The 24,704-nt window shown below is 59.0% G+C and carries 36 protein-coding genes; 5 read left to right on the top strand and 31 right to left on the bottom strand.

Annotation, left to right across the window (positions count from 1 at the left end; translation table 11 throughout):
- Nucleotides 1–7: 7 nt before the first annotated feature.
- From guaB to DHV10_RS24955, 5 genes are all read left to right on the top strand, one after another.
- Nucleotides 8–1,528 carry an IMP dehydrogenase gene (guaB, locus tag DHV10_RS24975; RefSeq protein WP_109489154.1) on the top strand — a complete coding sequence of 507 codons (1,521 nt, stop codon included), beginning with the start codon at nucleotides 8–10 and terminating at the stop codon, nucleotides 1,526–1,528.
- Nucleotides 1,521–2,015, top strand: coding sequence for a VanZ family protein (locus DHV10_RS24970; RefSeq protein ID WP_239462036.1), 495 nt, complete (start codon nucleotides 1,521–1,523; stop codon nucleotides 2,013–2,015). Before guaB ends, DHV10_RS24970 begins: the two co-directional genes overlap by 8 nt.
- 62 nt (nucleotides 2,016–2,077) lie before the next feature.
- A complete protein-coding gene (locus DHV10_RS24965) occupies nucleotides 2,078–2,818 on the top strand; it encodes a DUF72 domain-containing protein (RefSeq protein ID WP_204101525.1) in 741 nt (246 codons plus the stop codon).
- Nucleotides 2,819–3,038: 220 nt separating this feature from the next.
- On the top strand, nucleotides 3,039–3,929 hold the full coding sequence (locus tag DHV10_RS24960; RefSeq protein ID WP_109489152.1) for a DUF72 domain-containing protein: 891 nt from the start codon (nucleotides 3,039–3,041) through the stop codon (nucleotides 3,927–3,929).
- Between the two features lie 72 nt (nucleotides 3,930–4,001).
- A complete protein-coding gene (locus tag DHV10_RS24955) occupies nucleotides 4,002–5,738 on the top strand; it encodes an ankyrin repeat domain-containing protein (protein ID WP_109489151.1) in 1,737 nt (578 codons plus the stop codon).
- An 87-nt stretch (nucleotides 5,739–5,825) separates the two neighbouring features.
- On the opposite strand, the gene rplQ is transcribed toward DHV10_RS24955, so the two are convergent.
- From rplQ to rpsJ, 31 genes are all read right to left on the bottom strand, one after another.
- Nucleotides 5,826–6,311, bottom strand: a complete 486-nt coding sequence (rplQ, locus tag DHV10_RS24950) for a 50S ribosomal protein L17 (RefSeq protein ID WP_109489150.1) — start codon at nucleotides 6,309–6,311, stop codon at nucleotides 5,826–5,828.
- A 94-nt stretch (nucleotides 6,312–6,405) separates the two neighbouring features.
- Complete coding sequence (locus DHV10_RS24945) at nucleotides 6,406–7,500, bottom strand: DNA-directed RNA polymerase subunit alpha (RefSeq protein WP_109489149.1); 1,095 nt, start codon at nucleotides 7,498–7,500, stop codon at nucleotides 6,406–6,408.
- A gap of 159 nt (nucleotides 7,501–7,659) precedes the next feature.
- On the bottom strand, nucleotides 7,660–8,289 hold the full coding sequence (rpsD, locus tag DHV10_RS24940) for a 30S ribosomal protein S4 (protein WP_109489148.1): 630 nt from the start codon (nucleotides 8,287–8,289) through the stop codon (nucleotides 7,660–7,662).
- A 144-nt stretch (nucleotides 8,290–8,433) separates the two neighbouring features.
- On the bottom strand, nucleotides 8,434–8,856 hold the full coding sequence (gene rpsK / locus DHV10_RS24935; RefSeq protein ID WP_109489147.1) for a 30S ribosomal protein S11: 423 nt from the start codon (nucleotides 8,854–8,856) through the stop codon (nucleotides 8,434–8,436).
- Nucleotides 8,857–9,243: a 30S ribosomal protein S13 gene (gene rpsM / locus DHV10_RS24930; RefSeq protein ID WP_109489146.1), complete on the bottom strand. Its 387-nt coding sequence runs from the start codon at nucleotides 9,241–9,243 to the stop codon at nucleotides 8,857–8,859. It lies immediately after the preceding gene.
- A gap of 324 nt (nucleotides 9,244–9,567) precedes the next feature.
- Nucleotides 9,568–9,681, bottom strand: a complete 114-nt coding sequence (gene rpmJ, locus DHV10_RS24925) for a 50S ribosomal protein L36 (RefSeq protein ID WP_026445768.1) — start codon at nucleotides 9,679–9,681, stop codon at nucleotides 9,568–9,570.
- A 128-nt stretch (nucleotides 9,682–9,809) separates the two neighbouring features.
- Entirely contained in the window at nucleotides 9,810–10,028 is a 219-nt protein-coding gene (gene infA, locus DHV10_RS24920; RefSeq protein WP_109489145.1) for a translation initiation factor IF-1, read from the bottom strand.
- Between the two features lie 60 nt (nucleotides 10,029–10,088).
- Nucleotides 10,089–10,841, bottom strand: a complete 753-nt coding sequence (map, locus tag DHV10_RS24915; RefSeq protein WP_109489144.1) for a type I methionyl aminopeptidase — start codon at nucleotides 10,839–10,841, stop codon at nucleotides 10,089–10,091.
- 123 nt (nucleotides 10,842–10,964) lie between these two features.
- Nucleotides 10,965–11,648 carry an adenylate kinase gene (locus DHV10_RS24910; RefSeq protein ID WP_109489143.1) on the bottom strand — a complete coding sequence of 228 codons (684 nt, stop codon included), beginning with the start codon at nucleotides 11,646–11,648 and terminating at the stop codon, nucleotides 10,965–10,967.
- 78 nt (nucleotides 11,649–11,726) lie between these two features.
- Nucleotides 11,727–13,112, bottom strand: a complete 1,386-nt coding sequence (gene secY / locus DHV10_RS24905; RefSeq protein ID WP_109489142.1) for a preprotein translocase subunit SecY — start codon at nucleotides 13,110–13,112, stop codon at nucleotides 11,727–11,729.
- Nucleotides 13,113–13,335: 223 nt separating this feature from the next.
- A complete protein-coding gene (gene rplO, locus DHV10_RS24900; protein WP_109489141.1) occupies nucleotides 13,336–13,797 on the bottom strand; it encodes a 50S ribosomal protein L15 in 462 nt (153 codons plus the stop codon).
- A gap of 124 nt (nucleotides 13,798–13,921) precedes the next feature.
- Complete coding sequence (rpmD, locus tag DHV10_RS24895) at nucleotides 13,922–14,110, bottom strand: 50S ribosomal protein L30 (RefSeq protein WP_109489140.1); 189 nt, start codon at nucleotides 14,108–14,110, stop codon at nucleotides 13,922–13,924.
- A gap of 2 nt (nucleotides 14,111–14,112) precedes the next feature.
- Nucleotides 14,113–14,619, bottom strand: a complete 507-nt coding sequence (rpsE, locus tag DHV10_RS24890) for a 30S ribosomal protein S5 (protein ID WP_109489139.1) — start codon at nucleotides 14,617–14,619, stop codon at nucleotides 14,113–14,115.
- Nucleotides 14,620–14,720: 101 nt separating this feature from the next.
- On the bottom strand, nucleotides 14,721–15,077 hold the full coding sequence (gene rplR / locus DHV10_RS24885; protein ID WP_109489138.1) for a 50S ribosomal protein L18: 357 nt from the start codon (nucleotides 15,075–15,077) through the stop codon (nucleotides 14,721–14,723).
- A gap of 132 nt (nucleotides 15,078–15,209) precedes the next feature.
- On the bottom strand, nucleotides 15,210–15,749 hold the full coding sequence (rplF, locus tag DHV10_RS24880; RefSeq protein ID WP_109489294.1) for a 50S ribosomal protein L6: 540 nt from the start codon (nucleotides 15,747–15,749) through the stop codon (nucleotides 15,210–15,212).
- Between the two features lie 158 nt (nucleotides 15,750–15,907).
- Nucleotides 15,908–16,303, bottom strand: a complete 396-nt coding sequence (gene rpsH / locus DHV10_RS24875) for a 30S ribosomal protein S8 (protein WP_109489137.1) — start codon at nucleotides 16,301–16,303, stop codon at nucleotides 15,908–15,910.
- Nucleotides 16,304–16,490: 187 nt separating this feature from the next.
- Nucleotides 16,491–16,676 carry a type Z 30S ribosomal protein S14 gene (locus tag DHV10_RS24870; RefSeq protein WP_109489136.1) on the bottom strand — a complete coding sequence of 62 codons (186 nt, stop codon included), beginning with the start codon at nucleotides 16,674–16,676 and terminating at the stop codon, nucleotides 16,491–16,493.
- Nucleotides 16,677–16,777: 101 nt separating this feature from the next.
- Nucleotides 16,778–17,326 carry a 50S ribosomal protein L5 gene (gene rplE, locus DHV10_RS24865; RefSeq protein WP_109489135.1) on the bottom strand — a complete coding sequence of 183 codons (549 nt, stop codon included), beginning with the start codon at nucleotides 17,324–17,326 and terminating at the stop codon, nucleotides 16,778–16,780.
- 151 nt (nucleotides 17,327–17,477) lie between these two features.
- Complete coding sequence (gene rplX / locus DHV10_RS24860; RefSeq protein ID WP_109489134.1) at nucleotides 17,478–17,804, bottom strand: 50S ribosomal protein L24; 327 nt, start codon at nucleotides 17,802–17,804, stop codon at nucleotides 17,478–17,480.
- 72 nt (nucleotides 17,805–17,876) lie between these two features.
- On the bottom strand, nucleotides 17,877–18,248 hold the full coding sequence (gene rplN / locus DHV10_RS24855) for a 50S ribosomal protein L14 (RefSeq protein ID WP_109489133.1): 372 nt from the start codon (nucleotides 18,246–18,248) through the stop codon (nucleotides 17,877–17,879).
- A 26-nt stretch (nucleotides 18,249–18,274) separates the two neighbouring features.
- Nucleotides 18,275–18,604, bottom strand: coding sequence for a 30S ribosomal protein S17 (gene rpsQ, locus DHV10_RS24850; RefSeq protein ID WP_109489132.1), 330 nt, complete (start codon nucleotides 18,602–18,604; stop codon nucleotides 18,275–18,277).
- Nucleotides 18,604–18,909, bottom strand: coding sequence for a 50S ribosomal protein L29 (rpmC, locus tag DHV10_RS24845; protein ID WP_109489131.1), 306 nt, complete (start codon nucleotides 18,907–18,909; stop codon nucleotides 18,604–18,606). Before rpmC ends, rpsQ begins: the two co-directional genes overlap by 1 nt.
- Before the next feature lie 43 nt (nucleotides 18,910–18,952).
- Nucleotides 18,953–19,405, bottom strand: a complete 453-nt coding sequence (gene rplP / locus DHV10_RS24840) for a 50S ribosomal protein L16 (protein WP_109489130.1) — start codon at nucleotides 19,403–19,405, stop codon at nucleotides 18,953–18,955.
- A gap of 163 nt (nucleotides 19,406–19,568) precedes the next feature.
- Complete coding sequence (rpsC, locus tag DHV10_RS24835; protein WP_109489129.1) at nucleotides 19,569–20,240, bottom strand: 30S ribosomal protein S3; 672 nt, start codon at nucleotides 20,238–20,240, stop codon at nucleotides 19,569–19,571.
- Between the two features lie 132 nt (nucleotides 20,241–20,372).
- Nucleotides 20,373–20,879, bottom strand: a complete 507-nt coding sequence (gene rplV, locus DHV10_RS24830; protein WP_109489128.1) for a 50S ribosomal protein L22 — start codon at nucleotides 20,877–20,879, stop codon at nucleotides 20,373–20,375.
- Nucleotides 20,880–20,988: 109 nt separating this feature from the next.
- Nucleotides 20,989–21,288 (bottom strand): 30S ribosomal protein S19, encoded by a 300-nt coding sequence (gene rpsS / locus DHV10_RS24825; protein ID WP_109489127.1) that lies wholly within the window; start codon nucleotides 21,286–21,288, stop codon nucleotides 20,989–20,991.
- A 133-nt stretch (nucleotides 21,289–21,421) separates the two neighbouring features.
- Entirely contained in the window at nucleotides 21,422–22,246 is an 825-nt protein-coding gene (gene rplB / locus DHV10_RS24820; protein ID WP_109489126.1) for a 50S ribosomal protein L2, read from the bottom strand.
- A gap of 140 nt (nucleotides 22,247–22,386) precedes the next feature.
- Nucleotides 22,387–22,680: a 50S ribosomal protein L23 gene (locus tag DHV10_RS24815; protein WP_109489125.1), complete on the bottom strand. Its 294-nt coding sequence runs from the start codon at nucleotides 22,678–22,680 to the stop codon at nucleotides 22,387–22,389.
- The gene (gene rplD / locus DHV10_RS24810; protein ID WP_109489124.1) at nucleotides 22,680–23,345 is read right to left on the bottom strand and encodes a 50S ribosomal protein L4; all 666 of its coding nucleotides are present in this window, start codon (nucleotides 23,343–23,345) and stop codon (nucleotides 22,680–22,682) included. Before rplD ends, DHV10_RS24815 begins: the two co-directional genes overlap by 1 nt.
- A 113-nt stretch (nucleotides 23,346–23,458) precedes the next feature.
- Nucleotides 23,459–24,184, bottom strand: a complete 726-nt coding sequence (rplC, locus tag DHV10_RS24805; protein WP_109489123.1) for a 50S ribosomal protein L3 — start codon at nucleotides 24,182–24,184, stop codon at nucleotides 23,459–23,461.
- Between the two features lie 119 nt (nucleotides 24,185–24,303).
- Nucleotides 24,304–24,621 carry a 30S ribosomal protein S10 gene (gene rpsJ, locus DHV10_RS24800; protein WP_109489122.1) on the bottom strand — a complete coding sequence of 106 codons (318 nt, stop codon included), beginning with the start codon at nucleotides 24,619–24,621 and terminating at the stop codon, nucleotides 24,304–24,306.
- Between the last annotated feature and the right edge of the window lie 83 nt (nucleotides 24,622–24,704).

Raw genomic sequence — 24,704 nt, 5'->3', positions numbered from 1 at the left:
GAGCATTATGCTAGCCCAAACCCTGCCGGAAGCCCTTACCTTCGATGACGTTCTCCTCGTGCCTGCATACAGCGAAGTCGTTCCCGCGCAGGTAAGCACGCAGACTCAGCTGACACGCAACATCACGCTGAATACACCCCTGCTCTCCTCCGCGATGGACACCGTCACCGAATCGCGCATGGCCATCGCCATGGCGCAGCAGGGCGGCATCGGCATCGTGCATCGCAATCTGACCATCGCGCAACAGGCCGGCGAAATCGACAAAGTGAAGCGCTCTGAGAGCGGCATGATCGTCGACCCAGTTACCATCGGCCCCGACCACCTCATCGCCGACGCCCTCGAAGTTATGCGCCGCTATAAGATCTCCGGCGTTCCAGTCACCAAAGACACCAAGCTCGTCGGCATCCTCACCAACCGCGATCTGCGTTTCGAAACGCGCACCGATGTCCCCGTCGGTGACGTGATGACCAAGAACAACCTCATCACGGTCCCAGTTGGAACGACGCTTGAAGAAGCCGAACAGATCCTCCACCAGCACCGTGTCGAGAAGCTTCTCGTCGTCAACGACCAGTACGAGCTCAAGGGCCTCATCACCGTCAAAGACATCCAGAAGAAGCTGAAATATCCAAACGCCAGCAAGGATGAGAAGGGCCGACTGCGCGTGGGCGGAGCCATCGGCGCTACCGGCGACTTCATGGAGCGTGCCGCCGAACTCGTGAAAGCCCGCGCGGACGTCCTCGCCATCGACTCCGCCCACGGTCACTCCTCGCGCGTTCTCGATGCCGTTCGCGAAGTCAAGAAGCGCTTCCCCGACGTCGGCCTGCTTGCCGGGAACGTAGCCACCTACGACGGCGCAATGGCTCTCATCGACGCCGGCGCAGACGCGGTTAAGGTCGGCATCGGTCCAGGATCCATTTGCACCACGCGTATGGTCACCGGCGCAGGCATGCCGCAGATCACCGCGATTGCCGAAGCCTCGCGCGCCGCACGCGAACGCGGGATCCCCGTCATTGCCGACGGAGGAATCAAATACTCCGGCGAAGTCACCAAGGCCATCGCAGCCGGCGCAAGCTCCATCATGATCGGCTCGCTCTTTGCCGGTGTGGATGAGAGCCCCGGCGAAACCATCCTCTACCAGGGCCGCAGCTTCAAGACCTACCGCGGCATGGGCTCGCTCAGCGCCATGAGCCAGGGATCCGGAGAACGCTACTTCCAAAGCTCCGAAGACCTCGGCGTAGAAGTGGGTACCGAAGGCGTAGTGCAGCGCGAGCGCTCCAACCAGAACCGGCTCGCCAAGTTCGTTCCCGAGGGCATCGAAGGCCGCGTGCCCTATCGCGGACCGCTCGAGTCTATGGTCTACCAGCTCGTCGGCGGACTCCGCTCCGGCATGGGCTATCTCGGCTGCTCAACCATCGCCGAGCTTCAGGAGAAGGCGCAGTTTGTCCGCATCTCAGGCGCCGGCTTGCGCGAGAGCCATGTGCACGACGTGATCATCACGCGCGAGGCCCCCAATTATCACGTTGAGTAAGGCGGCTCCCATCGTCCGACACCGATCCGCCTGGTACTGGATCAGCGCATGGTGGCCGGTGGCGTTGGCCGTCGGAGTCATCGTAGTTGAATCCACCGCAGCATTCGGCGCCGATCACACCAGCGGGCCGTTCCGCTGGGTGTGGCAACATCTCTTCGGCCCCGTCTCCGACGCTCGTTGGGCACTGCTCCACCACGACATCCGCAAGACCGGCCACTTCCTTGGCTATGGAACCATGGGCCTGCTCTGGCTCCGCGCCTGGTGGATGAGCCTTCCAAACAAGCATTTCCTCATCTGCGCGGCTCTCGCGCTGCTGGGCACTGCCGCGATCGCCAGCATGGATGAGTATCACCAGTCGTTTCTGCCCAACCGCACCGGCATCCCTTCCGACGTGCTGCTCGACTGCTCTGGCGCCGTAGTCCTGCTCCTTTTCTACTTGCTGTTGCGGACCCTGCGGCCCCGCAAAGATTTCAATCGCTCCGCCTGACGCACACATATTCTCGCTGGCGGAAATTGCCTTCTCCTTCGTTTTCCGCGTCCAATCCACTCATGAGCCATGCAGGCCAGATCCGCATCGGAATCTCCGGTTGGCGCTACAAAGGCTGGCGCGGCACCTTCTACCCGCAGAAGCTCGCTCAGCGCCGCGAACTCCAATTCGCCGCGCAGCATTTCAACACCATCGAGCTCAACGGCTCCTTCTACTCCCTCCAGCGGCCGCAGAGCTTCCAGCAGTGGCACGACGAGACACCCGATGACTTCGTCTTCGCCGTGAAGGGCTCGCGCTACCTCACGCACATGCTCAAGCTCACCAAAGCGGAAAAGCCGCTCGCCAACTTCTTCGCGCAAGGCGTGTTGCGCCTCGGCAGAAAGCTCGGCCCCATCCTCTGGCAATTCCCGCCACAGTTCGCATTCAACCCCGAAAAGCTCCAGTCATTCTTCGATCTGCTGCCGCGCACTCATAGCGCAGCCGCGGCACTCGCGCAGGGTCATGATGAGCGGCTCAAAGGCCGATCGTGGCTCGAGATCGAGGCAGACCTGCCCATCCGCCACGCCATCGAGATCCGCCACGCAAGCTGCGATTGCGCCGACTTCATATCTCTTCTGCGCAAGAATCGCATCGGCCTCGTCGTAGCCGACACCGTCGACTGGCCCCTGCTGATGGACGTCACCGCCGACTTCGTCTACTGCCGGCTCCACGGCAGCGAACAGCTCTACACCAGCGGTTACGAAGCCGACGCAATCGAAGTGTGGGCACGCCGATCGTTGCCTGGTCGCGCGGCGGAGAAGTAACGAACGGCAAGCGCGCGCACTCCAAGTCCGCGACAAAAAGAGCATCGCGCGACGTCTATGTTTATTTCGACAATGACGCCAAAGTCCGCGCTCCGGTTGATGCACAGGCTCTGCAGAAGAGGGTCGACGAACTCATTCCGGCAAGCTAGACGTCGGCCCGAACACACCCCGCTGAGTGCATCAGCTAGACTGATCTCCACTGCCGGAGGTCGACCAATCAGTGAGCCAGCAGGGCAATATCCGCATCGGCATCTCAGGCTGGCGTTTCGACGGCTGGCGCGGCACCTTCTACCCAGGAGACCTCACACAAAAGCGCGAACTCGAGTTCGCATCGCGCAAGCTCAACTCCATCGAGCTGAACGGCACCTTCTACTCGACCCAGAAGCCGCAGAGCTTCCAGTCCTGGCGCAAAGAGACGCCCGACGACTTCGTCTTCTCGATCAAGGGCTCGCAGTTCATCACCCACATCCGCAAGCTCGAGAATGTCGAAGGCGCGCTCGCCAACTTCCTCGCACAGGGCATGCTCTGTCTCGGCCGCAAGCTCGGCCCTATTCTCTGGCAGCTTCCGCCACAGACCTCATTCAGCGCCGACAAAATCGAAGGCTTTCTAAAGCTCCTCCCGCACACCCACAAGCAGGCCGCAGCTTACGCCAGCCAGCGCGACGAGTGGATGTCCGGCCGCTGCTGGCTCGACGTCGAGAAAGGAGATCTCCCCTTCCGCCACGCGATGGAGTGCCGCCACAAAAGCTTCGCCACGCCCGAATACATCGAGCTCCTGCGCAAATACAACGTCGCCCTCGTGGTCGCCGATTCCATCAAGTGGCCCGTCATGCTCGACGTCACTGCGGACTTCGTCTACTGCCGTCTGCATGGCAGCGACAAGATCTACCCCGACGGCTACACCCCCGAAGCCATCGACACCTGGGCCCACCGAATCCTCGCCTGGTCACACGGCGAAGAAGTCACCGACGGCACTCGCATCCACCCCGATCCGGGCCCGACTCAGCCCGCCCGCGACGTCTTCGTCTATTTCGACGACGACAACAAAGTCCGCGCACCCCACGACGCAATGAGCCTGAGTACAAGAATCACCAAATCAGGGAGCGAATGATGCAAGTTCGCTTCGCTGACGCTCAACTCAGTTGACCTAAATTGCTCTCTTTGAAAGCAAGGAGGATTTCCGGTGCCCGAACCTGTTGCGCTTCACGCTTTAGTAGCAAGCGGTCAGACAGATAAAGTGCGGGAACGGCTGAAGGGCAACCCCACGCAGTTTGATCTCGAGAAATGCGACAGATTGGGTCGCACCCCGCTGATGGTTGCGGTGCAAAACAATTCCGCTGATTGCGAGATGGTCCGCCTGCTGCTCGAGAACGGAGCAAATGTCAATCAAATGTCGACCAGCATCGAGGGCCCGAGAAGCGTCCTGTCGTTAGCAGTGGCAGCTGGCGATCCGGACAAAGTGGCCCTGCTGCTCGAGCATGGAGCCGAGATCGGGTATATGCGTGAGCACGGATACAACGTTCTGATTGACGCGCTCTACGGACGGGACATTCGACGCGATGCTCAGCTACTCAAACTCATCCGCCTGCTGATATCCCGCGGCGTGGATTTGAATGTGGTGACAAGCTACAAAGAGTCGCCATTGCGCGTCTTGTCGCGAATCGGCCGCTTCGACGCGGTCCGTCTTCTGCTCGATGCCGGAGCAAACGAGGAGCAGTTGCAATGGACACCTCTCATCCGGTCTGTTGCTCTCGGCACTCTAGAAGATGTGGCACATGAAATCAAAACAGCGGCGTCGCTTGAGGAGCATGATTGGTGGGATCGAACCGCATGGCTCAATTCCGTACAGACAGGTGAGATCGACAAGGCACGTCTGCTTGAGGAACACGGAGCTGATCACAATGCTCGTGGCAGATGCGGGAAGACGGCGCTGCTCTATGCAATCGAGAATCATCAATCTGCCATGCTGGAGTGGCTGATAAAGAACGGCGCCGCAATCGAAGAGACAGATGACTTCGGCACCACGCCGCTTATGTGTGCCGCAGAGTACGACAATACTGAAGCAATCGGGCGACTGATAAGGGCAGGCGCGGACGCGGATCGCAGCAAGCACCACGAACAATCAGCTCTTAGTTCTGCCAGTTCTCGGGTTGCCGCCATGATACTGCTCAATGCTGGTGCGGACCCTAGCAAGCTTTCTTACGAAGGAAGAAGAGCCGTAGTCGGCCTTCCTCCAACTCCAGACGAAGATGCGTTGATGGTCAGTGAAGAACAATTTAGAGCTGGAAGAATGCGCCGCTTCGGAACATCCAATCCCGAAGAGATCAAGGAGCCGTTCTGGCTTTGTATGATTCGTGCAGGTGTCTCGGCATTCCAGGCAAAGCGCAGATACGAGTTCGGAGGTGATGGCGATCGCTCTGCAGTCTGGTGTGCGCAGCGCTTTGGACAGTCCATCACCTTTCTGCCCAACGGCGACATCGTGCAGATCGCAGGCGAACACGAAGACTCTTACGACGAGGACTTCTGCATCTACAACGACGTCTTCCTGCACAAGCCGGATGGCGAGATTCGAATCTACGCCTATCCAGTCTCAGTTTTCCCACCGACGGATTTTCATACGGCTACCCTCATCGGCGACTACATCTATCTCATCGGCTCCCTTGGCTATTCTGGGCACCGGAATTATGGAACAACACCCGTCTATCGGCTCGACGCCCGATCGTTCGCAATTGAATCTGTTGAGACCACCGGGATGCCTCCCGGCTGGATTTACAAGCACAGGGCAATTCTTGTCGGTCCAGACGAAATCAGCATCACCGGAGGAACCGTGGTGAGGCGAGATGAAGCTGGTGAGGTGCATCACCCAAACACGCAAACCTTTGTGTTGGACACCAGCCTTTCGCATTGGCGTCTGGCTTGAATCAGGTTCTCTAAAAACAAAAGGCACACTCTCCGCGAGGAGAGTGCGCCCTGGTCTTTGGGAATCCGAAGTTCGGAGAGAGCCGGCCTAAGCGGCCTCTTCCCCGCCCTTTTCCTCTTCAGCCTTCTTGTTCTGCTCTTCCAGAGCAGCTTCGAGCTTCTTGCGCTTTTCGGCGCGAACTTCCGCGCGCTTCTGGCGCTTCTCGTCGAGCTGCTGTTCGGCCCCCAGCAGTTCGATGAACGCCTTCTCGGCGCCGTCGCCCTTCTGGAAGCCGGTGCGGACGATGCGCAGGTAGCCGCCCTGGCGATCGCCGTAGCGCGGGGCCACGGTATCGAACAGGCGCTTCACAGCGTCGTCGGTACGGAGAAAGCTGAGCGCCTGGCGCCGCGCGTGCACGTCGCCCTTCTTGCCCAGCGTAATCATCTTCTCCACGTGCGGACGAACAGCCTTGGCCTTGGCCACGGTGGTCTCCACGCGGTCCTCTACGATCACGGACGTCACCAGGTTGCGCAGCAGCGCATTGCGATGGCTGGTGTTGCGTCCGAGTTTGAATCCTGCATTGCGGTGGCGCATGACGTGTTACTCGCTTTCAAAGTCAGTTGTCAGTCATCAGTCTTCAGTTATCAGTCCTCGCTAACTGAGAACTGATAACTGGCAACTGGAAACTCTAGAAGTTCTCTGTCTCGGTCGGCAGCTGGAGATCAACAGAATCCAGCGGCTCGTCCTCGTCGTCAAAGTGGCTGTAGCTTGTGGCCAGAGTCGTTGCCGGCGAAACGCTCGTCGGCCCGGGAACGGCATTGCCGCTCTCGTCGATCTTCATGCCCAGCGACAGACCCATCTGCGCGAGGATTTCCTTGATCTCGTTCAGGCTCTTGCGGCCGAAGTTCTTGGTCTTCAGCATCTCGGCTTCGGTCTTCTGCACCAGCTCGCCGATGGTCTGAATGTTCGCGTTCTTGAGGCAGTTGTAGCTGCGGACTGAAAGCTCGAGCTCTTCCACCGAGCGATTCAGGTTGTCGTTGCGCAGCATCACGCGGCCTTCTTCACTGCTCGAAGGCGCGTCAATTTCCTCTTCGAAATTGATGAAGATGTTCATGTGGTCCTTGAGCAGCTTGGCTGCCAGACCCACCGCGTCGGCGGGCAGAACCGCACCGTTCGTCCACACCTCAAGCGTCAGCTTGTCATAGTCGGTGATCTGACCCAGACGAGCAGCATCGACGAGGTAGTTCACGCGGCGCACAGGCGAGTGCACCGAATCCACCGGGATGAAGCCCAGTCCGAGATCGGCGTCGAAGTTCTTATCGGCCGAAATGTATCCACGGCCGCGCTTCAAACGCATCTCCATCTCGAGCCGGCCACCTTCAGAGACGGTGGCGATGTACACGTTCTTGTCCAGAATCTCCACGTCCCCGTCGGCTTCGATCATGCCGCTCGTGACCACGCCGGGCTGGTCGGCGCGCAGGTAAAGCGCCTTGGGACCGTCGCCCATAAGCTTGAATGGAATCTGTTTGAGATTCAGGATGATGTCGGTCGCGTCTTCAACGACACCGGCAATCGACTGGAACTCGTGCAGCACGCCCTCAATGCGGACCGCGGTGACTGCCGCTCCCTCAATCGAGCTCAGCAGCGTACGGCGCAGGGCATTGCCGATGGTTGTGCCAAATCCGCGCTCAAAAGGCTGTGCGCTGAACTTGCCGTATGTTTCGCTTAGCGTCTCGGCATCCACTGCCAGGCGCTTCGGTTTTTGAAATCCTCTCCAAAGCATATCTCTCGTCTCTTTTCCCGCACGGCAGGTACGTCGCGATGCATTTTGCGGCGGCCGCGCAAGTTCTCCTTCGGTTTGAAATGCAGCTGGTAGCCCGTAGCTTGTAGCCGGCAGCTCAAGAATCGAGCTACAGGCTACTGGCTACAAGCTAGAAGCTGTTTACTTCGAGTACAGTTCGACGATCAGCTGCTCGTTGATCGGCAGGTTGACGTCCTTGCGCTTGGGCAGGCTCAGCACGCGCCCAGACATGTTTTCAAAATTCGCTTCGAGCCAGACCGGCACGGGATTCTGCGCTGCATATTGCGTGCCTTGCTCCACGATGACCAGCTTCTTGGCTTCGGGACGGATCGCGATCTCGTCGCCCACATTCACCTGGTACGAAGGGATGTTCACCTTCTTGCCATTGACAGTGACGTGCCCGTGGCGAACCACCTGGCGGGCCTGGCGCCGCGAAATCGCAAAGCCGAGGCGGAACGCAACGTTGTCGAGACGGCGCTCGAGCTGCTGGATCAGCAACTCGCCTGTGACTCCCTGCGAACGGTTCGCCTTCTCGTAATAAGCGCGGAACTGGCCTTCCAGCGTGAAGTACATACGCTTGGCCTTCTGCTTCTCATGCAGCTGCAGGCCGTAGCCCACAATCTTGGCCTTGCGGTCCTTGCCGTGCTGGCCCGGGGGAAAGTTGCGCTTCTCCACGGGGCAACGGTCCGATGTACACTTGGTGCCCTTCAGAAAGAGCTTGGTGCCTTCGCGGCGGCAAAGGCGGCATACTGCTCCGGTATAACGTGCCATTTCTTCTCCTGACTTCGGATGACGGCCGGTTTACGTGCGACGGTGCGCATGTCATCCCGGCCCATGTTTAGCTTTCAGCCTTCAGCCCTCAGCTTTCAGTTTCCCATCGCAACAACCTGATGGCTGAAAGCTGAGAGCTGATAGCTACACTCTGCGTCTCTTCGGCGGCCTGCACCCGTTGTGCGGCACAGGCGTCACGTCGCGAATGGAGCGAACGTCGATGCCTGCTGCTGCCAGCGCGCGGATAGCGGACTCGCGGCCCGATCCCGGACCGGCAACTCGCACATCTACTGCACGAAGACCGTGGTCGCGCGCCATCTGCGCCGCGTTCGACGCAGCCTGCTGCGCCGCGAACGGCGTGCCTTTGCGCGAACCGCGGAACCCGAGCGAACCCGAGCTCTTCCAGCTGATGGTGTTGCCTACCTGATCGGTAATCGTCACGATGGTGTTGTTGAACGAGGCTTGAATGTGCACCACACCGAACGGCACATTCTTGCGCTCGCGCTTTTTGAACTTCTTGTTCTTGCCCGCCTTGCCGGCTGCGGCTTTCTGCTCTGGTTTCGCCATTTAGGTTTTACCCGTCGCTTTCTTCTTGCCGGCAATGGTGCCCTTACGGGGTCCCTTGCGGGTACGAGCGTTGGTGTGGGTGCGCTGTCCGCGAACGGGAAGCGCGCGGCGATGCCGGCTGCCACGGTAGCTCTGGATATCGATGAGGCGCTTGATGTGCATCTGGACGTCCTTGCGGAGATCGCCCTCAACATCACCCTCGTCCTCAATCACCTGGCGGATGTGGTTCACCTCTTCTTCGGTCAGATCCTGGATCTTCTTGAAGGCGTCAACGTTTGCCTTCTCCAGAATCTTGAGCGAACGAGGATTGCCAATGCCGTAAATGTACGTGAGCGCGATCCGTGCCTGCTTGTTGCGGGGCAGATCGACGCCAGCAATACGTGCCATTCTTGAATCCTTCTTCAGAGATCAGGGAATAGAGATCAGTCTTTGTCGCGAATGCGGCTCTTGCTGATCTCTGGTACCTGTTTCTCTGCTCTCTCTTGCTATGTGCCTCCGGCCTAGCGCCGGCTCGCACGGGTTATTGCGGATCCAGTCCCAAATTGCTGACTGGTTTACTCCGGGGTTCATCGCAAGCCTTGACTCAAGCTAACTAGCCCCTGATCCAGCCTGTAGCTCTTAGCCTGCAGCTCGTAGCTTCGTAAAGTTCAGCTACTGGCTACCGGCTCCGGGCTACCAGCCTTCGAAGTTCCCGCTCCCTGCCAGGCCCAACTAGCCCTGGCGCTGCTTGTGCTTTGCGTTCTCGCAGATCACGCGAACCACCCCGCGGCGGTTGATGACCTTGCACTTCACGCAAATCTTCTTTACTGATGCACGGACCTTCATTGCTTTACTGCCCTTCTCCGCGCATCCTCACGACCACGCGGGGGAAAATCAAGCTAACAGCTTTCAGCCTTCAGCTCTCAGTTTTGCTATCGTGCTGGTGACACCAGCTGATAGCTGACAGCTGACGGCTATTTGTATCTGTACACAATCCGTCCACGGTTCAGGTCGTACGGACTCAGCTCAACGGCCACGCGGTCACCCGGCAAAATGCGGATGAAGTTCTTGCGCATTCGTCCCGAGACGTGTGCCAGAACCTCGTGGTTCGTCTCGAGCTTCACCTTGAACATAGCGTTCGGCAACGTCTCAACGACCGTTGCCATGACCTCAATCGCGTCTTCCTTCGACAAACTGTATCCACTTCTGAGTGCTCACGCACTCTTGCGCTTTGGACTGAGTCTCTAGCTCAACTACTCAGTCAGAACCTTTGCTCCGGTGTCCGTTACAGCCACCGTGTGCTCGAAATGAGCACTCATGCTTCCGTCGTTCGTCACAGCCGTCCAGCCGTCGCGCAGTACGCGCACATCCGGCTTGCCGGCATTCACCATGGGCTCAATGGCGATCACCATACCGGCCTTCAGCCGCATGCCCGATCCCGCCTCGCCGAAATTCGGCACCTGCGGATCCTCGTGCATGTGACTGCCAATGCCGTGCCCGACAAAATCCCGTACCACCGAGAACCCCTCGGCTTCGACAACACCCTGCACGGCCGCACCTATATCGCCCAGCGTCGCTCCCGGCTTCACCGCGGCAATCCCCGCATACAGCGACTTCTCTGTCGCGGCCAGCAGTCTCACCGTGTCGGGCGCAATCTTCTCGCCTACCGGAACCGTAATCGCGGCATCGCCATAGTAGCCATCCACGATCGCCCCGCAATCCACCGAAACGATGTCGCCCTCTTTGAGGACGCGCTTTTTCGATGGAATCCCGTGCACCACCTCTTGATTGATCGAGGTGCAAAGCACACAGGGGAAACCGTGGTATCCCTTGAACGCCGGCTTGGCTCCGAGTTCCTTAATCTTCGCCTCAGCCACCGTCTCAAGGTCCAGCGTGGTCGCGCCAGGCTTTACATGGCCGCGCACCAGTTCGAGCACCTCGCGGACCACCTTGCCTGCGCGGCGCATCTTCTCGATCTCCTGCGACGATTTCAGAACGACAGCCAAATCAGTCCTCAGTCTCCAGTTGCCAGTCTCCAGTTGATTAGTTCGAGCCAGGGGCGACTGGCAACTGGGGACTGGTAGCTGGCAACTCGCCACTAACGCACAAAATCCCGTTCGCGCACTGCGCTACTCGCGCAGCCGCTCAACGGCTTTCACAATTCCTGCCGCAACCACGGCGATTGGCCCATCTCCACTAACTTCCGTGAATCTTCCCAGTTCGCGGTAGTGCTCGATAACTGGAGTGGTTTGAGCAGCGTAAGCGCGCATGCGCTCCGCGAACGCCTTCTCCGTATCATCGGCTCGCTGGGTCAGTGCCGCACCCTCTACATCACAAAAACCGGCCCGCTGGGGCGGCTTCGAATAGATGTTGTAGATGGTCTGGCAGACTGGGCAGTTCCTGCGCCCCGAAATGCGGCGCAGTAACTGATTATAGTCCACTTGGATACTCACAGCAACCAGAGGCAGGCTTTGCGCAGGTTCGCAGCACGCCGTCGCCGCCAGTCGGCCATCCAGCCAGTGCGCCTGCGCCAATGTCCTCGGGAAACCGTCCAGAATGTAGCCCCTGGCCGTATCCGGCTCCTGGAGCCTTACCGCCACCATCTCGTTTACCAGAGAATCCGGCACCAGTTCTCCTCGGTGCATAATCCCCTTGGCTGTCTTACCCAGGGCAGTCCCCTGGGCTACGTTCGCGCGAAGGATATCCCCGGTCGAAATCTGGGGAATTCCCCAGAGTCGAACCAGTTCCTTCGCCTGAGTGCCCTTCCCTACGCCCGGTGCACCCAACAGGAGAATCGGTCCGGGAGCGATCATCCTTGCCGACCTTCGTTCTCCTTCTATGTCACTTTCCGTACTTCCAGATGCGCTCTCAACACTTGCAGTCGATGGCATTTACCAGGTTTTCCTTCCGCGTATACGACCGGAACGCGGGGAAAAGCCGTCATAATGGCGCATGATCAGCTGCGATTCGATCTGGTTGACAGTGTCCATGGCGACACCCACTACGATCAGCAGCGACGTGCCGCCAAAGTAGAAATTGACCCCCAAACCGTGCGTGAATGCTGATGGCAGGTTCTCAAACAATCTGCCCACCAGCCAGAGCCTGTCCAGCCGAATGCCCGAGATCATGAACGTCGGGACCATCTGGATCAGAATCAGATATACCGCCCCAACCAGCGTAATGCGGGTGAGGATGTCGTTGATGAAGTCCGAAGTGCGCTTGCCCGGCCGGATCCCGGGAATAAAGGATCCCGACTTGCGGAAATTGTCCGCGATATCGTCCGGCTTCATCACGATCGAAACGTAGAAATAGGCGAAGAACACGATCGCCAGAGCGTTCAGGAACACATACCAAGGCATCCCCGGTCCCAGCGCCTGAATGATCGGCTGGAAGAACCGGTTGTTCTGAACCCACTCCACCTGTCCGAACAGCAAGGGAGCGGACAGAATTGAGCTGGCAAAAATAATGGGCATGACGCCGCCCGAATTTACCTTCAGCGGCAGATGGCTCGACGAGCCTCCCATCATGCGGCGGCCCACGATGCGCCGGGCGCTCTGGATCGGGATCCGGCGCTCAGACCGCTCCACGAACACAATGAACGCGACCACGCCGATCATGCCGACCACAATCAGGAGCACAACGAAGATCGTGAGGGATCCCCACGCACTGGTCTGCACCTTCTGCACGAGTTCGACGATGCCGCGCGGCAGACCGGCGATAATGCCGGCGAAAATGAGCAGGCTCATTCCGTTGCCGATGCCTCGATCCGTGATCTGCTCGCCCAGCCACATGATGAAGCCCGAACCCGTCGTCAGCGTCAGCACCGTCATCAGCACGAAGCCGATTCCGGGGTGGAGCACAAGACCGCTCTTGGTCAGCACGGCTGCGATGCCGATCGCCTGCAGAGCCGCCAGAACAATTGTCATGTACCGCGTCCATTGCGTGATCTTCCGCCGCCCCAGCTCGCCTTCTTTCTGAATGCGGGCCAGCGGCTCATACACCACCGTCAGCAGCTGGAAGATGATCGACGCCGTGATGTACGGCATGATGCCCAGGGCGAAGATCGTCATCCTGCGCAGGTTACCGCCGCCGAACAGGTCGAGGAGACCCAGGGCCGAACCGTTCTGCATGTTGAAGAGGCTGGCCAGCCGTGCCGTGTCGATACCGGGCGTGGGGATGAACGCACCCAGGCGGTAGACGGCGAGAATGCCAAGGGTGAACAGCACCCGCTTGCGCAGGTCAGGGATCCGGAAGATATTTGCGAACTTCTCAAGCATGTCTGGTTTTCCGCTTCAGGCGAGACCGCCCGCGTGACTTACCCAATCAGTGTATGCGCGATTGAGGCTGCCTGTCGCTGAATCTGCGCCGGAACCCTGAACTTCGATCTTGTCAGGCTGGAAACCAGCTTGGCGGTGTTCCCGGACACAGCTTAGAGGCGTCACCTCACCCCGCACAACGGGTGCCCCAGGTCTCGATTCTGAGACCTGGGATCAAGAACCTTTACGCTGCCGCCGGAGCTCCTGCCACCACAGCCTTGCCGCCGGCCTTCTCGATCTTCTCGATGGCCGACTTCGAAAACTTGTGGGCATGCACCGTGATCGCCGACTTGAGCTCGCCCGAGCCCAGCACCTTGACCAGCGCGTTCTTGCTCGAAACCAGCCCCAGCTTCTTGTAATCCTCAAGCGCGATCTCCTCAACGGAGAGCTCCGCCAGGCGGTCCAGATTGACCACCGTGTACTCGGTGCGAAAGATGTTGTTGAAGCCGCGCTTCGGAAGCCGCCGGTGCAGAGGCATTTGGCCGCCCTCAAAGCCGCGCATCAGGCTGAAGCCTGAACGCGATCCCTGGCCCTTGTGGCCGCGGGTTGAGGTCTTGCCCATGCCGGATCCCATACCCCGGCCCACGCGCTTGCGCCCGGTGTTCGCATTCTTCGGCGCACGCAGATTCGAAAGATTCTTTGCCATGATGTCCTCGCTCCATAACGCCGATCGGCTTTGCGCCAACCGACTCGCGTTGATCTGAGTTACCAGTCTCCAGTTGTCAGCCCCCAGTGATCACTACTCGAGACTGGTGACTGGTAACTGAAAACTAGCTTTCTAAAATTCTCACCAGGTGCGGCACAGCCTTCACCATGCCACGCACTGACTCGTTGTCCACGCGCTCCACGATCTGGTTCAGCCGCGTGAATCCCAGCCCTTTGATCACCAGCTTGTGCTTCACCGGCGTCGAGATGGCCGAGCGATAGTACTGGATCTTGATTTTCTTCTGCTCGGCCATGATTAAAGCTCCTCAACCTGCTTGCCGCGTGCGCTCGCAACGTCACTCTTGTCACGCAGCTGCACCAGAGCATCGAATGTCGCCTTGATGACGTTATGGGGGTTCGCTGTTCCCAGGCTCTTGGTCAGCACATTCTGCACTCCGGCCGAAGTCATCACCGCGCGCACCGCGCCGCCGGCAATCACTCCCGTTCCTTCCGGAGCCGGCTTCAGCAGCACGTGTCCGGAGCCGAAACGGCCGAGCACCTGGTGCGGAATTGAGGTATCGGTCAGGTTTACCTTCACGAGGTTCTTCTTGGCCGCCTCAATTCCCTTGCGAATCGCCTGGGGAACTTCCTTCGCCTTGCCCGATCCGTAGCCCACCACACCCGAAGCGGCATCGCCCACCACCACCAGCGCGGCAAACGACATGTTCTTGCCGCCCTTCACCACCTTGGTCACGCGGTTGATCGAAACCACCTGATCCTTCAGGTTGTACTGGTTGGCATCGAGTTTCTTTGCTAGATTCATGATTCTCTCTCGTTTTCCAAAGCTCTTAGCTTTCAGCCTTCAGCCGGTCTCATTCCAGCACGCCCAGCTGAAAGCTGATAGCTGACGGCTGACAGCTGCTTCTAGAACTCAAGCCCTGCTTCACGCGCCGCATCGGCCAGCGCCTTCACACGCCCGTGATACAGGAAGCCGCCGCGATCGAAGACCACCTTCTTGACGCCTTTTTCCTTGGCCTTCTCCGCGATCGCCTTGCCGATCTCCTTGGCTGCCGCAACGTTTCCACCGCTCTTCAGCTTCAGTTGCAGGCTCGATGCCGCCGCGATCGTCTCGCCCTTCTGGTCGTCGATCACCTGCGCGTAGATGTGGTTCAGCGAACGGAACACGTTCAGCCGCGGCCGCTCCGTCGTCCCCGCAAGCTTCTCGCGAATACGCGTGTGAATCCGCTTGCGAATCTCGTTTCTCTTGGTCTGGGTAATCATCTTCGTCTCTTTCCTATCAGCGGAACCGCCTTACGGTCCCGTTCGGTTTAAAACAGTTCTCAGTTACCAGCGATCAGTTGTCAGTAGCTCCGGACGGGCTGAAAACTGACAACTGAAAACTGATGACTCGAATTACTTGGCTCCCGTCTTGCCGGCCTTCTTCTTCAGCTTCTCGTCCGAGTAGCGCACGCCCTTGTTCTTGTATGGATCGGGCTTACGCAGGGAGCGCATATCGGCCGCAACCTGCCCGACCTTCTGGCGGTCAATCCCCGAAACCGTCAGGTGCGTCTGCTTTGGATCGATGGCAACTTCAACACCGGTGGGCAGCGGAAACTCAATCGGATGCGAGTAGCCCAGCGTGAACACCACCGTGCCCTTGCCCTTCAATTCAGCGCGGTAGCCGATGCCGACGATGTCCAGCTCCCGGGTCCAGCCCTTGGTCACGCCCTGAACCGCGTTGAACACCAGAGCCCGGGTCAGCCCATGAACAGCGGCCTTCTCGTCGCCGGAGCGGTTCACGTGCAGGTGGCCGTCCTTGGTCTCGAGCGAAACTCCGTCCGCAACCAGCGCGGAAACCTTGCCCTTCGGTCCTTCCACGAGAACCGTGTTGCCGTCCACCTTGTACTTCACTCCCGCCGGCAGCGGGATCGGCTTCTTTCCAATACGCGACATCGAATTCAATCCTTTGTTGGCTTGCGAGTCCCGACGAGAAGCTCATCGTTCCACTGCAGCCGCACTGAGCCAATAGCTCGTAGCCTGTAGCTTGTAGCTGAAAATCAGGTCAGCAGCATTCAGTAGCTACTGGCTACCGGCTCCAAGCTACCGGCTGCTTACCAAACTTCGCAAAGCAGCTCGCCACCCACGCCCTCGCGGCGCGCCTGACGGCCCGTCATTACGCCCTTGGGCGTTGTCATGATCGAAATACCAAGTCCGCCCTGCACGCGCTTGATCTCGTCGCGGCCGATATACACACGGCAGCCGGGACGCGAAATCCGCGCCAGGTCCCGAATGGCCGATTCACTTCCGCCGTACTTCAGGTACACGCGGAGGATCGCCTTGCCATCCTCGTCTTGCGTCTTGTAGTTCGAAATGTAGCCCTCTTCCTTGAGAATGCGGGCAATCTCGGTCTTCAGCTTCGAAGCCGGAACATCCAGCTTCTGATGACGCGCCCGGATCGCGTTCCGGATCCGCGCCAGAAAATCTGCTACTGGGTCACTCAGACTCATTCCTTCTCCTTCATTCCCCGTTCGCTCCCGGCCTCACCTTCGATCAGGAGAACCAGCGGAAATGTGTACTGCCAGTTTTCAGTCACCAGTTTTCAGCTTTCAGATCGAACTTCCGCTCGACCTGTCCTGCCAGTTCTCTCCATGCTTCAACTGAGAACTGACAACTGAAGACTGGCAACTGTCCTTCTTACCAGCTCGACTTCACAACGCCGGGGATCTCTCCCTTGAGCGCCAATCCGCGGAAACAGAGACGGCAGATGCCGAACTTCCGCAGATACGCCCGCGGACGCCCGCAGAGCTTGCACCGGTTGTGTTTGCGGGAGCTGAACTTCGGCTTCCGCGCGTCCTTCACTCTCTTTGCAGTCGTTGCCATAAATCCCTCAGAATCAGTTCTCAGTTTTCAGTTCTCAGTCTTCAGTCGGTTCAAATCGGCACGACTGATAACTGAGAACTGGTGACTGACAACTTGCTTTTCTACGCGCCCTGCCGGAACGGCATGCCGAAGGCCTTCAACAGCGCACGCGCCGAGTTGTCGTCCTTCGCCGTGGTCACGATCGTGATGTTCATGCCCTTCAGCTTCTCCACCTTCGAGTAATCGATCTCCGGGAAGATCAGCTGGTCGCGCAGTCCGAGCGTGTAGTTGCCGCGCCCGTCAAAACTCTTCGTCGATACTCCACGGAAATCGCGAACGCGCGGCAGCGCCGTCGAAATCAGGCGATCCAGAAATTCGTATGCCTTGTCGTGACGCAGCGTCACCATCGCCCCGATCGACATGCCTGCACGCACCTTGAACGCCGCAATCGACTTCTTCGCCTTGGTCGTCACCGGCTTCTGCCCGGTGATCTGCGTCAGGTCGTTCACCAGAGGATCGAGCAGCTTGTTGTTCTGCGTCGCTTCGCCCAGGCCCATATTGATGACGATCTTCTCGAGCTTCGGAACCGCCATGGCGTTCTCGATGCTGAGCTCCTTCTTCAGAGCCTGCTTGATTTCCTTGTTGTACTTGTCTCTCAGCCTTGCTGCCATTTCTTTGCTCTCTTTCTTCCGCTCTCGGAGTGGACCCCATCGATCCGTGTACCGTTTCGGAAGGTTTGAATCAGCTTGTAGCCTTTAGCTCGTAGCCTGTAGCTGCATCAAGTTGCTACTGGCTGTCAGCTACAAGCTACCGGCTGTATCCCTACTTCTTCGTGGGCAACTCCGACCCACACTCTTTGCAGACCCTCTGCTTGGTGCTTCCATCGACCTTATAGCCAATCTTGGCTGTATCGCAGGTCGGACAGACCAGAGCCACGTTTGACACGCTGATCGGCGACTCGTGCTCGGCGATGCCGCCCTTGGTGCGCTGGCCTTGCTTGCTCGAGACCGTCTTCTTTACCACGCGCACATGCTCCACCAGAACCGTGCCCTTGTCGGGAAACACGCGCAGCACGCGTCCGGTCTTCCCACGATCCGACCCGGTCAGCACCTTCACCACATCATTACGACGAATATTCAAACTCGGCATTTCTTCTCCCAATCAGCCTGAGCCTTTAGCTCGAAGTCTGTAGCTACGAGCTACAAGCTACCGGCTACCGGCCTAAACAACTTCCGGCGCCAGCGACACAATCTTCAGAAACTTCTTCTCGCGCAGCTCGCGAGCCACCGGTCCAAACACGCGGGTTCCCACCGGCTCATGCGCGTCGTCAATTACCACCGCCGCATTCTCGTCGAAGCGGATATACGTTCCATCGCGACGGCGATATTCCTTGCGGGTGCGGACGATGACCGCCTTCACGACCTTGCCCTTCTTCACCGTGCCATCGGGCGAAGCTTCCTTCACCGCGGCAGTCACGATGTCGCCGAGACCGGCCTTCACACCCAGACCGCCACCGAGCGGCAGGATCACCTGCAGCTTGCGCGCGCCGGAGTTATCGGCCACCGCGAGCATAGTTCTCATTTGCACAGCCATGGATTCTTCTCCTTGAACCGCTCCGCCTACTGGGCGGTCTCTACATCGGCGGTTGTTCCAGCCGTGTCATCAATCTGTGCCAGCGACGAGCGCCGCACAATCTCTTCAAGCGACCACCGCTTCAACTTGCTCAACGGACGAGTCTCGCGGATCCGCACCACATCGCCCAGCCGCGCGGAGTTTTGCTCGTCGTGCGCGTAGAACTTCTTCGAGCTCTTGATGATCCTCTTGTACTTCGGGTGAGCCTTGCGCATCTCGACCTCGACCACAATGGTCTTCTGCATCTTGGTCGAAACTACGTTGCCCACCTTCTCATTGCGCCGGCTTGCCGGTGCCTGCTTCTCTGTCGCCGTCATTATTCACCGGCTCCCTTCTTCTTCGCGCTGGGCTTCTTTGCAACGGCCTTCTTGGTGGCCTTCTTCGCCTCGCCCGCGGGCAGCGTCGAAACCAGCTCGTGCTTGGCGCCCCGAACTCCCAGCTCGCGCTCCCGCGCAATGGTCTTGATCTGTGCGATCTCCTTGCGCAGTTCGCGAAGCTTCTTCACGCCATCGCTCTGCCCCATCGAGACCTGGAAGCGAAGCCGGAACAGCTGCTCTGCGGAGGTCTTCTCCTGAGCCAGCAGCTCGTCGTCGCTCAAACTACGAATCTTTGCCAATTCCATCTCGTGTCTCCCGCGCTCTAGCTAGCGGCGCGTCAAAAATCTGTTACTCGGCGCTCTCGGCAGTCGCAGAAGCAGCAGCCTTTTCCGCGCCCGGCCGCTGCACGAACTTAGTCTTCAACGGCAGCTTGTGCGAAGCGAGGCGCATGGCTTCCTGCGCGATCTCCGGCGTTACGCCTTCCATCTCGAACAGGATCTTGCCCGGCCGCACAACCGCTACCCAATGATCGAGCGCGCCCTTGCCCGAACCCATTCGGACTTCGGCTGGCTTCTTGGTGATCGGCTTGTCCGGAAACAGCCGCAGCCAGATCTTGCCGCCGCGCTTGATGAAGCGGGTCATCGCAATACGGCTCGCCTCAATCTGGCGGTCCGTGATGTAGCCGCACTCCATCACCTTCAAACCATATTCACCGAAGGAAAGAGAGGAGCCGCGCCACGCCTTGCCGCGCCTCTTGCCCTTCTGCTGCTTGCGATACTTAACCTTCTTCGGCATCAACATAACGAAACCCTCAAAAACCAGGGACAAGGGAATAGGGACTAGGGACCAATTTCATCCAGCCGCAATTCACTTCCCAGGCCGCTTGCTTCAAATCTCACCAACAAGGCTTGTTACTCCGGATCAGGGTTTCTATTCCCTGTTCCCTAGTCCCGAGTCCCTGCCTTTAAAACACTCCCGAACCAGTCGCCGCGGGCTGCTGCCTGCGCTTCTGCTCGTAGATATCGCCGCGGTAGATCCACGTCTTGACGCCGATCACGCCATACGTCGTCTCCGCCTCGGCGAATCCATAATCAATATCCGCCCGAAGCGTGTGCAGCGGCAGACGCCCCTGCAGATACCACTCGGACCGTGCGATTTCGTTGCCGTTCAACCGGCCCGAAACGCGAACCTTGATTCCCTTGCAGCCGAAGCGCAGCGCCGAGTCCACGCTCTTGCGCATCGCACGGCGGAAGCTGACACGCTTCTCAAGCTGCAGCGCGATATTCTCGGCCACCAGCTGGGCGTCAAGCTCAGGCTTGTTCACCTCGATGATGTCGATGAACACCTCGCGGTTGGTCCGCTTGCCAAGCTCGGTCTTCAGCTTCTCGATCTCCGCGCCCTTGCGCCCGATCACAATGCCGGGACGCGCCGTGCGGATGAGGAACCGGAGCTTGTTGCCCGGACGCTCGATCTCAACCGAGCTCACGCCGGCAGCCTTCAGCTTGTCGCGCAGCTCTTGCTTGAGCTTCACATCTTCGACCAGGAGCTTGTCATAATCGCGCTCCGTAAACCAGCGCGAGCGCCATGGCTTGTTTACTCCGAGCCGGAATCCATAAGGGTGGACTTTCTGTCCCATGCTTTTTTCCTCAAACTCTCAAAACTGCTTTCAGCTATCAGCTATCAGCTCTTTGCTCTCCGCCTGCCACTTCAAATCCGTCTGCCCAGATCGAAACTGACGGCTGATAGCTGATGGCTGACGGCTGTCCTGCTACTTGGCGGCCTTTTTCTTGGCAACCGGCTTTTTTGCCGGAGCCTTCTTCGCTGTCTTTGCTGCCGTCTTCTTCGCAGCCGATTTCTTCGCCGGCTTCGCCGCCGGTTCTTCCGCCCTGGTCACCAGTTGCGAGCTGCCGCCATCGCGCTCTGCCACTGACACAATGATGTGCGAAAGCCTGCGCTGATACCGGTACGCACGTCCCATCGGAGCAGGCCGAATCCGCTTCATCCGCGGACCGTCGTTCGCCAGAGCCTGCTTGACATACAGGTTATCGACATCCAGATCAATCCCCTGTTCGCCCGACACGTACTTCGCGTTGTCCAGCGCCGAGGTCAGCAGCTTTTCGATCACCGGAGCGATCCGCTTCTTCGTGAACCGCGCCGTCTCCAGCGCTTCCTGAATTCCCCGGCCCTTGATCAGGTCCAGCACCAGCCGCGCCTTCTGCGGCGACACCCGCTGAAACCTCGCTTCCGCCCGGTATTCCTTCGTCTCGACTGCCATTGGTCTCTTCCTCAAATCAGCTAGTAGCTCGTAGCCATTAGCTTGTAGCTCGTACTTGTTCCGTCAGCCATCAATCATTCAGCTACCGGCTACAGGCTACCGGCTGCTCTTACTTGCCCGCCGGCTTGGCCGCAGCCTCTGCCGCTTTCGATCCGCCGGTGTGCCCCTTGAACGTGCGCGTCGGAGCAAACTCACCGAGCTTGTGTCCCACCATGTTCTCGGTCACGTAGACCGGAACGAACTTCTTGCCGTTGTGCACCGCGATCGTGTGCCCCACAAATTCGGGGAAGATCGTCGAGCGCCGCGACCAGGTCTTCACGACCTTCTTGTCGTTGGCCGCGTTCAGCACCTCGATCTTCGTCGTGAGGTGTGCGTCTACAAACGGGCCCTTCTTCGTCGAACGTGCCATAAAACCAGCTCCTAGCTTTCAGCCTTCAGCCCTCAGCTTCTTCCTCGCTCAGTCCGGCTTCCAGCAGTTCCCTCAATGTTGTTCAACCATGCTTTGCTAAAAGCTGATAGCTGATAGCTGATGGCTGTATTTCTTACTTCGCCCGGCGGCTGACGATGAATGCATCGGTCCGCTTGTTGTTGCGTGTCTTGTATCCACGTGTCGGCTGGCCCCACGGAGTCACAGGATGACGTCCGCCCGACGTCTTGCCTTCACCACCGCCGTGCGGGTGATCGACAGGGTTCATGGTGACGCCGCGGTTTGTCGGACGGATTCCCATCCAACGCTTACGGCCTGCCTTGCCGATCGAAATGTTTTCGTGATCGGTGTTGCCCACCTGGCCAACCGTCGCGAGGCACTCAACCAGCACGCGGCGCGTCTCGCCGGAAGGCAGCTTCAGCAGCGCGTAATCGCCTTCCTTCGCCACCAGCTGAGCCTGCGCACCGGCCGAACGCGCCATCTGCGCGCCCTTGCCCGGACGAAGCTCGATCGCGTGGACCGTGGTGCCGGCGGGGATGTTCTTCAGCGGCAGCGCATTGCCAACCAGAATGTCGGCATCCGGACCCGAGCTCACCGTCGCTCCCACTTTCAGACCCACAGGCTGAAGGATGTAGCGCTTCTCGCCATCCGCATAGTGCACCAGCGCGATGCGCGCCGAGCGGTTCGGATCGTACTCGACCGTCGCAACCTTGCCCGGGACTCCAAACTTGTCGCGCTTGAAGTCGATGATGCGAATTTTCTGCTTGTGCCCGCCGCCCTGGTGCCGAATCGTCAGGTCGCCCGAATTGCGGCGTCCGCCCGTCCGCTTGCGCGTCTCGACCAGCGGCTTGTGCGGCTTATTCGTCGTCAGGTCGTCATTGACCAGCGATGTCTGGAAGCGCAGCGTCGGCGTGATCGGTCTGTATGTCTTGATAGCCATCGTCTCTGTCCTTGATGAGCTTCTAGCTGCTAGCTACTAGCCTCTAGCTCATCTTGCTCAACCAACTTCTTACTTCTTCACCAACTTCACCCCTGCGCTTGTCGAGCTAGAAGCTAGAGGCTAGAAGCTAAAAGCTGCTTCTACAGGTTGCTCACGTACTCCGGCAGCTTCTCGCCGGCCTTCAGCCGGACGTAAGCCTTCTTCCAATCGGGCCGGAAGCCTGCAAACTTGCCGCGGCGGCGTTCTTTGCCCGCCACATTCGCGGTCCGCACTGCAGCTACCTTCACCTTGAAGAGCGCCTCGACTGCCTGCTTCACTTCGGTCTTGGAAGCCTCTGGAGCTACATCGAACACCAGCGTGCCTTCGGTTTCCTTAACGCCCAGGCCCTTTTCGGTAATCAGAGGCCGGCGAATCACTGTGTAAATGGTCGGCATTACGCTGCCTCCGTCTGCGATGCGCGCTTCGAGATGCTCTTCGTCAGAGCGTCCGTCAGCTGCTCGATCGCCGCCTTGGAAAAGATCGCCCGGTCATACCGCAGCAGATCGTAGGGATGCACTTCGTTGTTGAGAACCAGCTCAACGCCCTTCAGATTGCGCGCACCGAGCATCAGCGACTGCGAGAGCGTCTTCCCGTTCTCGACGATCAATGCCGTGCGATCCACCGAGAGCTTGTCCAGCGCCTGCCGATAGAGCTTGGTCTTGCCTTCCTTCAGCTCCAGCGAGTCAACCACCGTGAGCTTGCCGTCAGCCAGCTTCGAAGCCAGAGCCGAACGCAGCGCGCCCAGCAGCTTCTTGCGCGGGAAAGCATAGTCATAGCTGCGCGGCTTGGGTCCGTGCACCGTGTGTCCATGGCGCCAGAGAGCCGAACGAACCGAACCGATACGGGCGCGGCCCGTGCCCTTCTGCTTCCAAAGCTTCTTGCCCGAACCGGCGACTTCGCTACGGCTCTTGGTCTTGTGCGTGCCCTGGCGCAGGGAAGCGCGGTAGTGCTTCACCGCTTCCCAAAGCAGCGCTTCGTTCACCTGGCCGTATACCGCGTCCGCCAGATCGAGCGAGCCTACCTTTTCGCCGTTCAGATTTACAACATCTACGTTTGCCATCGTCTTCTTCCTGAGCCAGGAGCCGGTAGCCTTTAGCCCGTAGCTCCCAACTAGTTCATCCAATCCGCTTACATCAGCCAGCAACTACTGGCTACCGGCTACAAGCTACCGGCTTACTTCCTCTTGCCCTGTGCCTTCTTCGAAGCCTTCAACGGGTCAACCGTGGTCGATCCGGCAAATCCACGACGCTCGCGCGGAGGATTCTTGGCCTTCGAGATCATCACGTATCCGTCTCTCGCTCCCGGAACCGCGCCTTCCACCATCAGCAGATTCTCATCCAGATCGATTCCGCGAATACGAAGGTTGCGAACCGTCACCTGCTCCGCGCCGTAGTGGCCCGGCATTCTCTGCCCCGGGAATACACGCGACGGGAAGCTCGATGCGCCGATCGAACCCTGCACCTGGAACATGTGGCCGTGCGACTTGGGACCGCCGCCAAACTTGTGCCGGCGAACAACACCCGCAAACCCGCGGCCCTTTGACGTCCCGATCACATCCACAAACTTCGCATCGGTGAAGATGTCCACCAGCACGCGATCGCCAGCCTTGGTCTCGTCCTGGCCCTCTTCCGCAGCCTCGACGTCCACTTCCTTGATGAACTTCACCGGCGGCGCTTCGGTCTTCGCGAAGTGTCCCGCCTGCGGCTTGGTCACGTTCTTCGCCTTGATGAACTCAACCAGCCCGATCTGTGCGGCGTCATAGCCGTCCTTCGCCAGCGTCTTCAACTGCGTAATCACGCAAGGGCCAGCCTGCAGCACCGTAATCGGGTGCACATCGCCCTTCTCATCGAAGACCTGCGTCATGCCGATCTTTCTTCCCAGAATCCCTGTAACCGCCATGTTCCCCTCACCTCATCATGCGAAGTTGGTCTTCGCACTGCCGGAACTACAACTAGTCTTCAGTTCCCGGTTCCCAGCTTCCAGTTCTTACTGATGACTGGTAACTGGAGACTGGCAACTCACTTCTCGAACGCCTTGATCTCGACGTCCACGCCCGCCGGCAGATCGAGCTTCATCAGTGCGTCCACCGTCTGCTGCGTCGGCTCAAGAATGTCGATCAGCCGCTTGTGCGTACGGATTTCGAATGACTCGCGCGACTTCTTGTCGACGTGGGGCGAACGCAGTACGCAGTACTTGTTCTTGATCGTCGGCAAGGGAATCGGACCCGCCACCGTTGCTCCGGTGCGCTTGGCCGTCTCCACAATCTCGCCGGTCGAGGTATCCAGCACGCGATAGTCGTATGCCTTCAACCGAATTCTGATTCTCTGTCCAACCATTGGCTTCCCTTTTCAGCTTTCAGCTCTTAGCTTTCAGCCCTCAGTTTTTGACTGAGAGCTGAAAGCTGATGGCTGACAGCTCG

The sequence above is a fragment of the Occallatibacter savannae genome (assembly GCF_003131205.1).
GTDB lineage: Bacteria > Acidobacteriota > Terriglobia > Terriglobales > Acidobacteriaceae > Telmatobacter > Telmatobacter savannae.
Note: the sequence above shows the minus strand (reverse complement) of the source record. Positions and strands in the feature narration are given on the sequence as shown.